The sequence below is a fragment of the Paenibacillus sp. FSL L8-0470 genome (assembly GCF_038008625.1).
Classification (GTDB): domain Bacteria; phylum Bacillota; class Bacilli; order Paenibacillales; family Paenibacillaceae; genus Paenibacillus_AQ.
Map to the genome: position 1 here is coordinate 6,577,773 of NZ_JBBOZM010000001.1, position 14,785 is coordinate 6,592,557.

9 protein-coding genes, 8 tRNA genes and 1 pseudogene are annotated in these 14,785 nt (G+C 47.7%); all 18 read right to left on the reverse strand.

Going from position 1 to position 14,785, the window contains the following annotated elements; all coding sequences use genetic code 11:
- Positions 1-155: 155 nt before the first annotated feature.
- On the reverse strand, positions 156-596 hold the full coding sequence (locus NST99_RS29935; protein ID WP_341096577.1) for an HIT family protein: 441 nt from the start codon (positions 594-596) through the stop codon (positions 156-158).
- A 178-nt stretch (positions 597-774) separates the two neighbouring features.
- Positions 775-1,206 (reverse strand): DUF3888 domain-containing protein, encoded by a 432-nt coding sequence (locus NST99_RS29940; RefSeq protein WP_341096579.1) that lies wholly within the window; start codon positions 1,204-1,206, stop codon positions 775-777.
- Between the two features lie 333 nt (positions 1,207-1,539).
- Positions 1,540-2,005 (reverse strand): annotated as a pseudogene (locus NST99_RS29945) (IS110 family transposase); the annotation flags it as partial.
- Positions 2,006-2,339: 334 nt separating this feature from the next.
- The gene (gene glmS, locus NST99_RS29950; protein ID WP_038596945.1) at positions 2,340-4,172 is read right to left on the reverse strand and encodes a glutamine--fructose-6-phosphate transaminase (isomerizing); all 1,833 of its coding nucleotides are present in this window, start codon (positions 4,170-4,172) and stop codon (positions 2,340-2,342) included.
- 632 nt (positions 4,173-4,804) lie between these two features.
- Entirely contained in the window at positions 4,805-6,145 is a 1,341-nt protein-coding gene (gene glmM / locus NST99_RS29955; RefSeq protein ID WP_341096581.1) for a phosphoglucosamine mutase, read from the reverse strand.
- Between the two features lie 110 nt (positions 6,146-6,255).
- Positions 6,256-7,710: a CdaR family protein gene (locus NST99_RS29960; protein ID WP_341096582.1), complete on the reverse strand. Its 1,455-nt coding sequence runs from the start codon at positions 7,708-7,710 to the stop codon at positions 6,256-6,258.
- Positions 7,703-8,533: a diadenylate cyclase CdaA gene (cdaA, locus tag NST99_RS29965; RefSeq protein ID WP_038596954.1), complete on the reverse strand. Its 831-nt coding sequence runs from the start codon at positions 8,531-8,533 to the stop codon at positions 7,703-7,705. The genes NST99_RS29960 and cdaA overlap by 8 nt, the downstream gene beginning before the upstream one ends.
- Before the next feature lie 211 nt (positions 8,534-8,744).
- Positions 8,745-9,359 carry a zf-HC2 domain-containing protein gene (locus NST99_RS29970; RefSeq protein ID WP_038596956.1) on the reverse strand — a complete coding sequence of 205 codons (615 nt, stop codon included), beginning with the start codon at positions 9,357-9,359 and terminating at the stop codon, positions 8,745-8,747.
- Between the two features lie 122 nt (positions 9,360-9,481).
- Complete coding sequence (gene sigW, locus NST99_RS29975) at positions 9,482-10,048, reverse strand: RNA polymerase sigma factor SigW (RefSeq protein ID WP_038596958.1); 567 nt, start codon at positions 10,046-10,048, stop codon at positions 9,482-9,484.
- A 646-nt stretch (positions 10,049-10,694) separates the two neighbouring features.
- A complete protein-coding gene (ppc, locus tag NST99_RS29980; RefSeq protein WP_341097793.1) occupies positions 10,695-13,487 on the reverse strand; it encodes a phosphoenolpyruvate carboxylase in 2,793 nt (930 codons plus the stop codon).
- A 572-nt stretch (positions 13,488-14,059) separates the two neighbouring features.
- Positions 14,060-14,133, reverse strand: a tRNA-Pro gene (locus NST99_RS29985).
- Positions 14,134-14,147: 14 nt separating this feature from the next.
- Positions 14,148-14,221, reverse strand: a tRNA-Gly gene (locus tag NST99_RS29990).
- 12 nt (positions 14,222-14,233) lie between these two features.
- Positions 14,234-14,307: transfer RNA gene (locus tag NST99_RS29995), tRNA-Pro, on the reverse strand.
- Between the two features lie 13 nt (positions 14,308-14,320).
- Positions 14,321-14,397, reverse strand: a tRNA-Arg gene (locus NST99_RS30000).
- Between the two features lie 8 nt (positions 14,398-14,405).
- Positions 14,406-14,480 (reverse strand) — tRNA-Gly (locus tag NST99_RS30005).
- A 7-nt stretch (positions 14,481-14,487) separates the two neighbouring features.
- Positions 14,488-14,571, reverse strand: a tRNA-Leu gene (locus NST99_RS30010).
- 16 nt (positions 14,572-14,587) lie between these two features.
- A tRNA-Lys gene (locus NST99_RS30015) sits at positions 14,588-14,660 on the reverse strand.
- Positions 14,661-14,665: 5 nt separating this feature from the next.
- Positions 14,666-14,739, reverse strand: a tRNA-Gln gene (locus tag NST99_RS30020).
- Positions 14,740-14,785: the final 46 nt, after the last annotated feature.

The window sequence follows — 14,785 nt, forward strand, 5'->3', positions numbered from 1 at the left end:
AACGTTTCCGTGTTCACGATGTCCCACCACCTTAAGCGAACGAATGTGAGCGGCTGCGATGCGGTTAGGTGGTGCGGATGTGTCGCCTGAATCCTCTTCTTCGAAATACCTCTGGCGACCGAGGCGGCTTGTCCGCCGATGCGTGGAAGGCATTGTTATCTGAAGTTACTATCTCCTTGGGATACCCTTTCAATTTCTTGTAAAATTCTATTTCTTGTTTCTAATAATCTAGTTCCTGCTTTATGATCTATGATCGGATCGGACCATGTAAAACCATCATCCTTAAATCTAGGTATTACGTGCATGTGATAGTGTGTCAAGTCATTAAACATTCCACCATTCTGACAAATGGTGATTCCATCCGGTTTATAGACTTCTTTAAGTACTTTAGATATGTAGACTGAGGCATTCATAATTGCATATAAAGTATCCCTGTCCATCTCATCCGAATCATAAAAATGCTTTTTAGGAAGTATTAATATATGACCTTCATTAAAAGGTGCGATATCTAATACGCATATTACTAATTCGTCTTCATAGATAACGTTAACATGTGGTTCTAAAAGATTTACGATTCTACATCCAAGACAGTTCATAACGAATATCACCTGTTTTCTTGTTTTTTTACTTTACAGTAATTTCAGATAACGTCTTATTTACGAACTTTAGCTCCATATGTAGAGTATTCGGGGAAATCATCAAGCTATCCTGCCCGTTAGCGTAATGAAAAGATTAGCCGATCGTTTGGCCGGCTGCAGTCATGTCTGAATTGAGCTATCGTTCCTCGTTAGTTTTGCCCACACCTTTCTCATTCTTAATAATGTGGTTCCAATTGGGGGGCAGCTCAAAATCCTTAAGATGCTCAAACCCGATTACTTCTACCGTTCCCATATTGTCAATCATGAAGGAAATAAAGTCAGTTCCAACATCAAGATGTGGACCGATATAAGGTGATACTGTTACATTAACGATGATATGGGAATCTTGATATCCAACCAATACGTTCAATGGATCAAGAAATGGAGCAAACGTAGGTTTTTCATTCAGTTTATCCTTGTAATAAATATCTAATTGTTCTTGTATCTTGGGCGTTAACAAGGTAAGTATGACCCTATATGGGTCTGGATTCGTTTTAGCGTAAGCTGTTTGAATTGATGCCAAAAAACAAATTATGATCAGAGTACATGTCATTACACCGCGTCGCATGGAGATCGCCCCTCAGTTTTTTTAATAATCTTCCCATACGACTTCTAAACTATCCTGACCCATCCCTCGGTTTAAGGGTTTATCTCACATATACTCACTCATTCGTAGGATTTCGTCGCCTCGGAATACAGTTAACGTTCAGAAAGTAAGCTCATTAGACACCGTTGTCTCGATCTTGGGTATGCGGGAACAGAAGAAGCGTGTGGAACAGCTCTCCAAGTGTTATTCTTCTGCACGCATACTCCACAATTTCCTTGGGGGTTCACCATCCCATGACTCTACGGGTCTATGCCCTTACATTCCTTCGTTTCACCTGACCAAGGCGTGGAGACCGATAACGTTTCGTAACTTCTGAAAGACGATAGCCTGTCGCGAGTATTCATAGTAGTAGCCTCGACTGATCACATCAGCAATGACAAGCGCATCCTTCGGATCACTTTTGGAGGGAGAATTATCGCGGTTCTCCTTGTTTCGTTTGGTGGTTGCCGGATTCACCATTACAACGCCTATGCCTTTGTCGGTAAGCCAATTGGCCAGGTTATACCCGTAGTGTCCGGTCGGCTCCATCCCGATTATGAGATCCTTTAAGCCGTGTTTCCGCCCTATTCCCTCGATCCACCGATCTAATTTTTCGAATCCTTCAATTGTATTTGAGAATGTAAGATGTCGCTTACTAAGTACGATACCACGAAAATTAGTCGCTTGTGCAACATGAGTTTCCTTCGCGATATCTATACCCACAACAAGGTGAGATGTGGTCAATGCGTTGATTTTGATCGTCTGATTGTTTAAACTTCATAATAAGAGCGCCTCCTTGATGGTGTTGGGTTATAAACCCGTCGACAAACCCATCATACCGAGGCGCTCCTTTTTTGACAAAGACCAAATCTTAAGCCTTACAGGAATGTTTGTGAGTTCAGAACTAGGTTAAAGTTTTATTGCTCAGCCAATCATAAAAAAAGTCCCGATGATTTAAGGCATCATCGGGACTTTTTGTCGGTATTAAAGGGCCTCTTCAACTTCATGGACCAACTATTTGTAAAGGTACTAACTTTATTGTCCGAGCACTTACATTAATGTCTGTACACCAACTTTAATGTCACCAGACACAAGAATTCTTATCAAAACCCCTACTACTCCACCGTAACGCTCTTCGCCAGGTTACGTGGTTTATCCACATCGTGGCCCAGGGCCAGCGAAGCATAGTAAGCCAGCAATTGTAGCGTTACTACGGACAAAGCAGACGTCAGCAGCGGCAGGGTCTTAGGAATCACGAATGCCTGATCTACCGATCTCAGCAGGTCGGTTACATGCTCTTCATGAGTGATTGCCAGCACGTCTGCGCCGCGGGCTTTCACTTCTTTGATGTTGCTGACGGTTTTCTCCAGAACGGACTCCTGGGTAGCCAAGGCAATGACTGGAACGCCTTCTTCAATCAGCGCCAGGGTACCATGCTTCAGTTCACCCGCAGCATAAGCTTCGGAGTGAATGTAGGAGATTTCTTTCAGCTTCAGTGAGCCTTCCTGAGCTACCGCATAGTCTACGCCGCGGCCGATGAAGAACAGGTGTTTGTGCTCTGAAATTTGCTCGGCATAGGTTTTGATCGCTTCTTTCTGTGCCAGAATTTCTTCCACTTGCTCAGGCAGTGACTGCATAGCGGCGAGAATCTCGGCAACCTGTGCTTCGCTTTGCGTTTCGCGTACTTCAGCCAGGTACAGACCAAGCAAAGTAAATGCGATAATCTGCGAAGTATAAGCCTTAGTGGACGCTACAGCGATTTCCGGTCCAGCCAGTGTCACAAGTACATCATTGGCTTCACGGGCGATGGAGCTGCCCACAACGTTGGTGATTGCCAGTACATGCGCACCGTTTGCTTGACCTTCACGCAAAGCAGCCAGTGTATCAGCAGTCTCGCCAGATTGGCTGACAACGATGACCAGTGTTTCCGGTGTTACGATTGGTGAACGGTAACGGTATTCCGAAGCGATATCGTTCTCTACCGGGATACGAACCAGGGATTCAATCAGGCTGCGTCCAACCAGACCCGCATTGTAGGCTGTACCGCAAGCAACGATCTGGATGTTGCGGATATTCTTGATTTGCTCAACGGTCAGGTTCAGCTCCGGCAGAATAACCTTGTTGCCTTCAGCATTCATACGGCCGCGCATAGTGTCGCGGTAAGCCTTAGGCTGTTCGTGAATTTCTTTCAGCATGAAATGCTCATAACCGCCTTTTTCTGCGGTAACTGCATCCCAATCGACAGTAATCATTTCCCGAGAAATAAAGTTGCCTTCAATCGTCATCAGTTCGACAGCATCCCGTGTCAATACAGCCATTTCGCCGTCGTTCAAAATATATACATTGCGGGTGTATTCCAGCAGTGCCGGAATATCGGACCCGATAAAGTTTTCGCCTTCCCCAAGGCCGATAATCAGCGGGCTGGCTTGACGCACAGCTACCAATTTATCCGGCTCATATTCAGTCAGAACACCCAGTGCAAACGCACCGCGCATGAAAGTGATCGCTTTTTGAACAGCTTTTACGATATCTCCTTCATATTCACGGGCGATCAGGTGGGAAATAACCTCTGTATCTGTTTCGGAAGTGAAGTGGCATCCGCCGGCAATCAGCTCTTCTTTAAGGTCCAGGTAGTTTTCGACAATCCCGTTGTGAACTACCGAGAACTTCTGGCTTTCATCGGTGTGAGGATGGGAGTTCTCATCAGAAGGTTTACCATGAGTCGCCCAGCGGGTGTGCCCGATTCCGGCACTTCCTGTCAGCGGAGTGGTTTCAAGTCTCGACTCCAGGTTTGCCATACGGCCCTGAGCCTTCACGACCTGCAGTCCTTCCTTGGTAAATACGGCAATACCTGCCGAATCATATCCACGGTACTCCAGCTTCTTCAATCCTTCAACCAAGATCCCCTGCGAATTCTGATTACCAATATATCCTACAATACCACACATTATATTTTCCCCCGTCCATTTTATCGTAATGTGGGCGGCATAAGGAAAGAAACGTGCCGTGCGGCATGTTACTTGAGAAAAAGCAAATATTCTGTTGTAGTCATAAGTCCAACAAAATAAACCTGTCACCTGCTAGGTGTTCATGAAATGCACAGTCTTCTCCTCTGCCGCAGCAGACCTCTGTTTACTTTCCAGATCGCACATACCCATGAAATAACATTTCTAATTTGCACCCATAGTCGCGTTGTAAGAGTGGTCGCCCGCTCATTTTCCGCTTCCATTTACGGCTCTGGTGCATCACCGGGAGGTCCCCGCCGAACATTTCGAACGCCTCCACCTCGTCAGCTTACATCTGCCGTGATCCGTTCAAGCCTTGCCCTGATTGGCATCTTGCAGGCTTTCCCTTCTCCCCCGCGCAAGATCAAGCTCTGGCGCTTGCTATTGCTGTAACCTTACTATCCCCGCTTTCCTTCTGGAATGACACTTAATCATTATATGCACCTTACATCACTTTGGCAATGCTATAACTCGTGAAACCTTTTGGAACACTTCAACAAACTGGGTATATTGATCAGGCAGCCAGTGAATAAATCTGTCGATTCCATCCACTGGCTGCCAGTAGAAATAACAAATTAGACCAATTCGCGCTGTACTACATCAACAATCTGACCGACAAAAAGATCCAGTTCAGCCTTATCCGGTCCTTCCGCCATTACACGGATCAGCGGTTCGGTTCCGGAAGGACGTACCAGTACACGGCCATTATCGCCAAGCTTGCCTTCTACCTCATTAATCGCCGCTTCAATTGCCGGATTGTTAGGGTAGTTGGTCTTATCCTGCACACGTACATTCACAAGCACCTGCGGATATTTGATCATCATCGATTTCAGCGCACTTAGCTTCTTCCCTGAGGCCTTCATCGTGTCCACCAGCTGAATTGCCGTGAGAATGCCGTCTCCGGTTGTATTATAATCGAGGAAAATGACATGCCCGGACTGCTCTCCGCCCAGGTTGTATCCTCCGCGGCGCATTTCTTCCATCACATAACGGTCGCCGACAGCCGTCTTGGCTGTATTCAGCGATAATTTCTCAGTCGCTTTGTAGAAACCGATGTTGCTCATTACTGTAGAGACAATAGTTCCATCCTTCAGCTTGCCTGCACGGTTCATGGCATCTCCGCAGATGCAAAGGATAAAGTCTCCGTCAACCTCGTCGCCCTTCTCGTCGATAGCAATTAGGCGGTCGGCATCGCCGTCAAAGGCAAGTCCTAAATCCGCGCCTTGGCGCAGTACTTCCTCACGCAAGGTTTCAGGGTGGGTGGAACCGAAGCCGTCATTAATGTTCAGCCCGTCAGGCTCTGCTCCAATGGCAATGACCTCGGCGCCAAGCTCTCTGAATAGCCGCGGGGCCAGCTCATACGCTGCACCATGAGCGCAATCAAGCACCACTTTGATTCCTTTGAAGCTTTGGGAAATAGTTGTCTTTAAATATTCCAGATAAAGATATTTAGCATCGTTGTCTACCGTAACTGTACCTAGGCCAGATCCAATAGGGCGGGGCAGCTCATCCTTCTCCGCATCCATCAGTTCCTCAATCCGCAGTTCAGTCTCGTCAGTCAGCTTGAAGCCGTCTCCGCCAAAAAATTTAATGCCGTTATCCTCCACCGGATTATGTGAGGCAGAGATCATGACACCCGCATCGGCCTTAAGCAATCTTGTAATATATGCAACAGCAGGTGTACTCACTACACCCAGACGTATAACATGGGCCCCAATGGACAACAGGCCGGCTACAAGCGCCGATTCCAGCAACGGACCGGAAATCCGTGTATCCATCCCTATGACTACCTTAGGCTTCTCTACGTTACTCGTAAGCACATACCCTCCGCAGCGGCCAATACTGTAGGCCATTTCTGCTGTTAATTCCCGGTTTGCAACTCCGCGTACACCATCTGTTCCGAAATACTTACCCATCTTTATTTCTCCTTTGATTACGCTGCTTCAGCTTAATGAATTATTGTATGAAAGTTTAATTATTCCGTGTACCAAAATACATCTAAATAGACGTATTCCAGTTTAAAAAGTTACGTTCCGCCTGTGCTTCCGGCATTATTGCTATTCCCGTTGCCAGCGGGTATACTGCTGCTCTCTGCCGTGCTTTCAGTCGGGGACGGTGTGGGCGAGGCTGCACTATCGCCGTTGTGAGAGGGGGAGGGCTCGGCAGTAATTTCTTCACCGGCAGCAGGCTCAGAACTTGGCTCCGGGGTGACTGCTGTCTCGGTAGCTGGTGCCTCCGAACTTTCTGGCGTTGAAGGTACTTGCAGATCCACTGTTGCTGTAAGCGGCTGAGCGGAATTCACCAGCACGATGAACCTTGGCAGCGAGACCTGAAGAGATATCTGATGAACACCGGCGGCATAACCGCCGACATCCGCGACCACACTGATATTGTCCTGATCCAGTTGATCCAGCAGGGTAGGTGCCCCGGATACAGTCAGTGACACAGTTTTGCTGGACGGATCCGTCATCAGGGCTGTGAGTCCGTTGGCCAACCCTTCCAGCTTAATGGGAACCGCCTCAATCGTCCGCTGGGCAATTTCTGCGGTCGTCACCGACACCTTCACCGTTCCCGGCTCGACCTTCGTGGCTCCCTCAGGAGGCTTAAGCTCCAGTGGCAGCTGCTGTGTACCCGCAGATGTGATAGAACTTAAATCCAGGGTCGCCTCATAGGAGGACAGCCCTGCCAGCACCTCCTTGTTCCCAAACACATTCACCGCATCGACCTCAGGAGTTACCCTGGATACTACGAGGGAGCCGGGAAGCTGACCGCTGAAGCTAATATCCAGCGGCAAGCTTTTGAAAGGCAGGGTGATCGGCAGTTCCACAGATACGGAAGCAGGCTCGATCACTGCATCTTCTATTTCTTTGCCGCTGCTGTCATAGGCATACAACTTCAGCTTCTTCTCTTTGAAGGTTTCACTTTCGCCATCCAGCTCGATGATCCCCTGCACTTTAGCCACCCTGCTCAGCTCGCTGTCAGCCAGCGTAACCTCAGCAGTCTCCGGCTGAATCACCGGGGTGCCGACCTGATAACCCGCCGCCGGCTCGCCCTTCGTACTTATTGTGACCGGAAATGACTTTGTAGTCCGCAGTTCCACATGCACGTTCACTTGTTTAGGCTCCATGGATTCATACATCACCCCGCTGGGCAGCGAATAGTTTAGCGGCAGCGTTGTATCCCCCGGCTGTAATCCGCTTAAATCCACCGATACCTTATAGGCATCCGACAACTTAAAGTTAAGGTCGGATCTTTTGCCCCGAACCTCCAGCCTTACGCTGTCAACGTCCATGGTGTAGATATACTTGTCGTCATCAAATCCGCTTCTTGCTATCTTAACATTCTCAATGATTTTCGATTCAGTATTAACCGTGGTCTGGTTCGTAGGCTCCGTATCCACATGTACAATGGTCCATAAAATCACACCGAAGACAAGCGCAAGAATTTTGTTGAAGTTGTTGTTCTTCATCCACTTATCCATTGCTCTTGCCCCCTCTCCGTTTCCAGAAAGCAGAACTTTTCTCCTTCAGCGGGGAAGTCGCACTAAGCTCCTGGTGCAGCTTCGAGATGAGCGATTCTTCCTTAATGTCCCTAACAATTTGCCCGTTAATCGCCAGTGAAATTTGCCCGGTCTCTTCGGAGACCACAACAGACACAGAATCCGCGACTTCGCTGATCCCAATGGCCGCCCGGTGACGTGTCCCCAGCTCCTTGCTGATGAACGGATTCTCCGACAACGGCAAATAACAGGCTGCGGCAGCGATTTGACCATCCTGCATAATCAGCGCACCGTCATGCAGCGGGGTGTTGGGAATAAAAATATTGATCAGCAGCTCAGAGCTGACAACAGAACGCATCGGAATGCCGGATTCAGTAAATTCATTAAGTCCAGTCGCCCTTTCAAAGACAATTAAGGCCCCTATCTTTCGCTGGGATAAATAATTCATGGCTTTAATGACTTCGCCGATTAATTTACTGACTTCCTCATCATTCTCCGAGGTTCGTCCAAAAAATTTGCCCCGCCCCAGCTGCTCCAGTCCCCTTCGCAGTTCCGGCTGAAAGATAATAAAGATCGCAAAGATCCCAAAGGTATAAATCTGATTCATCAGCCATTTCAGGGTATACAAATCCAGCAGGGTGCTCAGCGCCCAAATAATAACCAGCACCAATATCCCCTTCAGGAGTTGAACCGCCCGCGTTCCGCGAACCATATTGAGCACTTTATAAATAATATAACTGACAATCAGGATATCGATTATATCTTTAATGGACTCTTTCCATGTAAGGTCAGTAAAATAACTCATTGCCTAAAACCCCCGTCATTTCATATTAGCTGGGTTTATGTAAAATGTCTGTAAGTTCTGTATCAATATCTAGGTTATAACGTTCACGCTCAGGTTGCAAGTTTAGGTCGTTGGGGTTTTATATTTCAGACGTTTAATGACAACAAAAAAGCGCCATCTTTCCGGAAAAAGAGGCGCAAATGAGTTTTCTGCTAAAAGCAACCATGTCTAATTAACGGTAGGCAACTTCAGAGAACATGTTCGTCACTTTATACCAGAGCCAACTTACCGCTTGGTCTATGCTTTTGACTTGCCCGGAAATATGAGCGGTTGAAGCCTTGTACAGAGTGCCGTCGATCACAGTCACATTGCCGTTGACTTCCCCATATACTTGAGTTTTACCGTTCTCCACCGTAAGATCTCCGGAAATGATTTTGCCGGAAGGTACGATAACCGTATCTCCCTTGATGACAACCTGATCGAGGTCGCTTCCTCTGACTACAAGCTGTCTATCCTGATTCCAAAAAGTAACGGAGCTCATCAACATCACAAAAATAAACAAGGACGCCGCAGTAAGCGCGGGATGTCGCTTGATCCAAGTGATAAACGCTCTTTCCTTCTTGGATTTCGGTAATGAATTCATAATCCGGCCTACAAGATCCTCCGAGGCAACAGGGTTCTGGTGCATCAGCGAGAACATCAGCATATCGGTCTGTTCCAATTCTTTGAACTTCGCACGGCAATCCGGACAGGATAGAAGATGCTCCTTCAATTCCCTCTGCTGCAGTTCGGGCAAGTCGTCATCCAGGTAGTCGTGCATCATAGAGACGGCCAGTTTGCATTCCATAGGAGCCAATCCTTTCATGAGTGCTATTTAATTATTTCAAAACAAAGAGACAGGGCGCATAAGACTTGCTTAACTTACATACGTCGCTCCCTGAAGGACGTTTCATAAAAATAAATCTATTTTTACATTTTAGGGCCTAATTTTTTACGTAAAAATTCACGTCCGCGGTGAACCCGTGTCTTGATCGTCGTTACGGGCATATCCAGCACGTCACTGATCTCCTGAAGCGACAAATCCTGCAAATAACGCAGAATCATCACGGACCTGTACTTGACGGGCAGACTATCGATAGCCTCATAAATCAGCGACTGTGTCTCAGAGAGCAAAAGCTCTGTCTCCGGTGTCACATTGTCGCTCGGGATCATCGAATAGCCGTCAATACCTTCCTGATCGTTCATCTCGGCATCCAGCGAATACGTTGGTTTGCGCTTGCGCAGCCTATCAATACAGAGGTTCGTGCCAATCCGGTAAATCCAGGTTGAGAACTTCTGCTTATCATCATAACGGTCCAAATTTCGATACACACGCAAAAAAGTCTCCTGAACGATATCCTCCGCCTCATGGCGGTTGTTCAGCATCCGGTAAGCCAGATGATATATCTTGTCTTTATATAGTTCCACAAGCTCGGCAAATGCCCTTTGGTCGCCTTTCAAGGCGAGCTTTGTCAATCTGCCTTCCAAATTCTCCACCTGTTAACTCCCCCAGACTTGCCGCCCTTGGTATTTCATCTCTTGAATGTCCACGGTACAAGCATTTAAATCGTAATTCATGTTCCGGCAAAAATCAAGGATTGTATTGTTACCTATAGGTATATTGGGCAAAATTCACGCATTGCTGAGACGGTGATTAATCGCAGCGGCGGGAAACATTTGGACTTCCGGTCGCTGTTATTGTCAGATTCCCTGATTCGAACCGCTGGCAGCGGTAGGAATCCGGCAATAAAGGCGATCGCTACCGCTCCTCCAGTTCCAAATTTGCTCTTCGCTGCTCCATCACCGGCATTGGAATGCCATGTAATTCAGCCCAAATTACCTTTCGGCAACAAAGGCTGAGAGGCATAAGGCCGGAAGCTGCTCGGTAACGGCAGCTTCAGCTAATATAAAGGGAACAAGATCCGCTTCTCTTGCCGGGCCATTAAGGCCGGCTACATAGAAACACACAAAAACCCGTCCAGCCTCCATACCAGAGGCGGACGGGTTTGAAGGAAGCGGCTTTGCCGGCTTCGAAAAATCAACAACTTAGAAAGAACATCATGAATATTAACTACAGTAAATCAACTTCATAGATCTACTTCTTGATGATCAAATATTACAAAGCATGAAGTCGGATCAGGTATCAGCCCGTGTTCCGCAGACCGGCAGCAATACCATTGATCGTGAGCAGCACCTCACGCAGCAGCTCGGCGTCATCGCCTTCAACCTCGCGAAGAGCTCTCAGCTCGGCCAACAACTGCACCTGCAAGTAGCTGAGTGGATCAACGTATGGATTGCGCAGCCGGATAGATTCCTGAATCACAGGAACGTTGTCTAAAATATCCTGCTGGCCGGTAATTTTGAGAATGAGCTCTGAGGTCAGCTTGAATTCGGCTTCGATCTGGCCGAATATCCGCTGACGGGCTTCCTCATTCTTACCCATGCTTGCGTATTCCTTGGCGATAATCAGATCGGCCTTGGCAATAGCCATTTGCAGGGTGTCAATGAGCGTAGTAAAGAAGGAGAAGTTCTCATACATATGCTGCATGATCTTCAAATTCTCTTCCTTATCCTCATAGAAGCTCTGCAGCCCTGTTCCAGCGGCATACCAGGCCGGGAGCAGATAACGGCTCTGCGTCCACGCAAACACCCATGGAATGGCGCGCAGATCCTCAAAACGGTCACTATTCTTACGCTTCGAAGGACGGGAACCGATATTGAGTTCTCCAACCTCAGGCAGCGGTGTTGATTCTTTGAAATAAGCAAAGAAATCCGGATCACGGAAGATCAGATCCTGATATTTGTTAAGCGAAACTTCGGAAATCCGGGCCACAATCTCTTCCCACTTGCTTTCGTACAGATCAGCCTCAGGCATTCTGGCATTAATAGCTGCCGTCACAAGCGCCGAGGTTGCCTGCTCCAAGCTGCGGTAAGCAATACCTTGCATCGAATACCGGGAAGAAATAACCTCACCCTGTTCCGTAATCTTGATGCCACCGCCAATGGTTGAGGCCGGTTGAGCAAGAATACTGCGGTTCAGCGGCATCCCGCCCCGTCCGAGCGCACCACCACGTCCGTGGAAGAATTTCAGCTTAATCCCGAATTCCTCTGCAGTAGCCGTAATTTGCTTCAATGCAACACGCAACTCCCAGTTCGCGGTAACTACCCCGCCGTCTTTGTTGCTGTCCGAATAGCCAAGCATAATTTCCTGTACATCGCTCATCGCACTAACGGCATCACGGTAGATCGGCATACTAAGCAGTGTATGCATAATTTGTGGCGCATCATGTAAATCATCAATGGTCTCAAACAGCGGCACTGCCTGCAGTGTACATACGACAGTTCCATCATTATCTTTGCGGAACAAGCCGACTTCCTTTGCGAAAACCATAACCTCTAAGATGTCGCTCGCTGCTTCAGCCATACTGATCAAATAACTGGTAATGCACTGCTTGCCGTATTCCTCCTGCGCAGTGAAGATCGTGCGGTACACCGCAAGACATTCCTCTGTGCTCTCACTGTAAGTCTGGTAAGGTGAAGTTAGAGGACGCGGATCATTCAGCAAATTCTCCAGAATTCGAATTTTTTCATTTTCCTCTAGTTTAGCGTAATCCTGCGTGATGTTCATTTTGGCCAAAATTTCTGTCATCGCATTTTCATGCTCCTGACTGTGCTGGCGAACATCCAGTGTAGCCGTGTGGAAGCCAAACAGCTCCACCTGGCGGATCAGCTTCTTAATGTAGGTATCCGCTACATAATCCGCATAGTGATGACGCAGACTGCGGTCTATCACGTTCAAATCATCTATGAATCGTTCTGGTGATGAGTAGCGCTCAGGCGTACCCTTTTTCTCATCATCCAGCACGTTCTGTATCTTGGAGATCATGTAACTGAGTTTAATCCGGTAAGGCTCGTTGTCATTGCGCCAGGCATCAACCCGGTTAAGATTGATAATGTTGCGGTCCTGTTCAATGGAATCCACCAGTTCCTGCGTCACCTCGACGATGCTTGTACTAAAGCTCAGGTACTGCATGAGTTCGCGCATGATACGCTGATATTCCCGGATAGCAAGCTTGCGCTGCAAGCGCAGCGTCTGCAGCGTAACCGCAGCAGTCACCGAAGGATTGCCGTCACGGTCCCCGCCGATCCATGAGCCAAAACGCAGATACGTCGGTACATGCCAATTCTGGCCTGGATAGTATTTGCTCAGACATCGCTCCAGCTCTTGGTACACATCCGGCAATACTTGAAAAATCGTCTCATGGAAATAATACATCCCATTACGCACTTCATCGAGTACCGTAGGCTTGCGGTCACGCAGCTCATCGGTCTGCCACAACGTGATGACCTCGTTCAGCAGTTTCTCGCGCAGCTGTTCGCGTTCCCGGAAAGTCAAGGTAGGATTATCCAATCCCATTACATCGTCGGAAATCCGTTTATGAATATCAAGGATCGCCCGGCGCATAGCTTCAGTAGGGTGAGCCGTCATGACCAGCTCTAGTGAGAGACCATTCATGATTTCATGGACATCCTCATGGGAGAAGTCACGCTCGCGTAGCTCCTGAATAGCGCTTTCTATGGACCCGGGCTGTACAGTCTCCCCGGCTGAACGTTCATAGTCGCGTTTACGGCGAATGCGGTGATTCTGTTCGGCGATATTCACCAATTGAAAATAGATGGCGAATGCCCGTATCACCAGGTGGCGATTCTCAGGATCCAGTGAATTAATTAGTTCCTTAAATTCATTGTGCAGTTCAGGCAAAAACAATGAGCGCAGCGATTTACTGGTCTCGCGGATCTTCTCCACGATTTCCAGCAATTCGTTACCGCCTTGATGAACCAAGACTTCGCCCAGAATATTCCCCAGGAACCGTACGTCCCGCCGCAGCAGATTGTTGGAGTTGCTTTTGCTAACGGTAGTCGTAAGTTCGGTCATGCTGCTCCCCCCATCCTCTTCCGGATCAATGTTCTTAACATTGTCTATTTGAAGCTTTCCACATATCATACAACAAAACCGCCCGGAAATCTTCAACTTATTGCGCTGTAAAGCGTCGCAGTAATTACGATTATACACCAATTTGGCGTTTTATACAGTCATAAAATACTTATTATATTGGCTGATTAACAGGGTATTTATGTAAAGAACAATGGCTGGCATAAATTTATATTATCTATATATAAAGAACCATTAAAAATGGTGGGGTTCATTTCGTAGCATTATGAGGGTTTCCTGACGCCCTAGCATTCTAATAACAAGACCCTGTTCAATCGAACAGAACGGCTTGGATTGCCTAACCTTCCAAATACCTAAATCAATCATAAAGTACGGTCACAGAGCCTTGAGCGAGTTCTCCCGCCACATCTTGTGATGTTAGGTTCATCCGTTCCACAAGCACGCATAAAACCCACTTAGGTTATGGAGAGCTTCACTATCACTCTATCATTCACTTAAGTAAACAAAAAACTCCTACCGGAGTAAGAGTTAAATGTCAGCTGGTTAGCTGAGTATCGGGATGACACGATTTGAACATGCGACCCCCTGGTCCCAAACCAGGTGCTCTACCAAGCTGAGCTACATCCCGAAACTATAAAATTATGGAGCGGGTGATGGGAATCGAACCCACGCTATCAGCTTGGAAGGCTGAAGTTCTACCATTGAACTACACCCGCATAGGTGTACAATCGGGATGACACGATTTGAACATGCGACCCCCTGGTCCCAAACCAGGTGCTCTACCAAGCTGAGCTACATCCCGTTAATATTAAAAATGGCGCGCCCTGAGAGATTCGAACTCCCGGCCTTTTGATTCGTAGTCAAACGCTCTATCCAGCTGAGCTAAGGGCGCAAAAATTATGGAGCGGACGACGGGAATCGAACCCGCGACCCTCGCCTTGGCAAGGCGATGCTCTACCGCTGAGCCACGTCCGCAAATAAGTGGTGCGCGTGAAGGGACTTGAACCCCCACGTCGTAAGACGCCAGATCCTAAGTCTGGTGCGTCTGCCATTCCGCCACACGCGCATAATACTAATAAAAGTGAGCCATGAAGGACTCGAACCTTCGACACCCTGATTAAAAGTCAGGTGCTCTACCAACTGAGCTAATGGCTCGCATTTGGCAGGGGATATAGGATTCGAACCTATGATGACGGAGTCAGAGTCCGTTGCCTTACCGCTTGGCGAATCCCCTATGATGGATACCTTTATAATGCCCATAACTTCTATAAATATCAAGA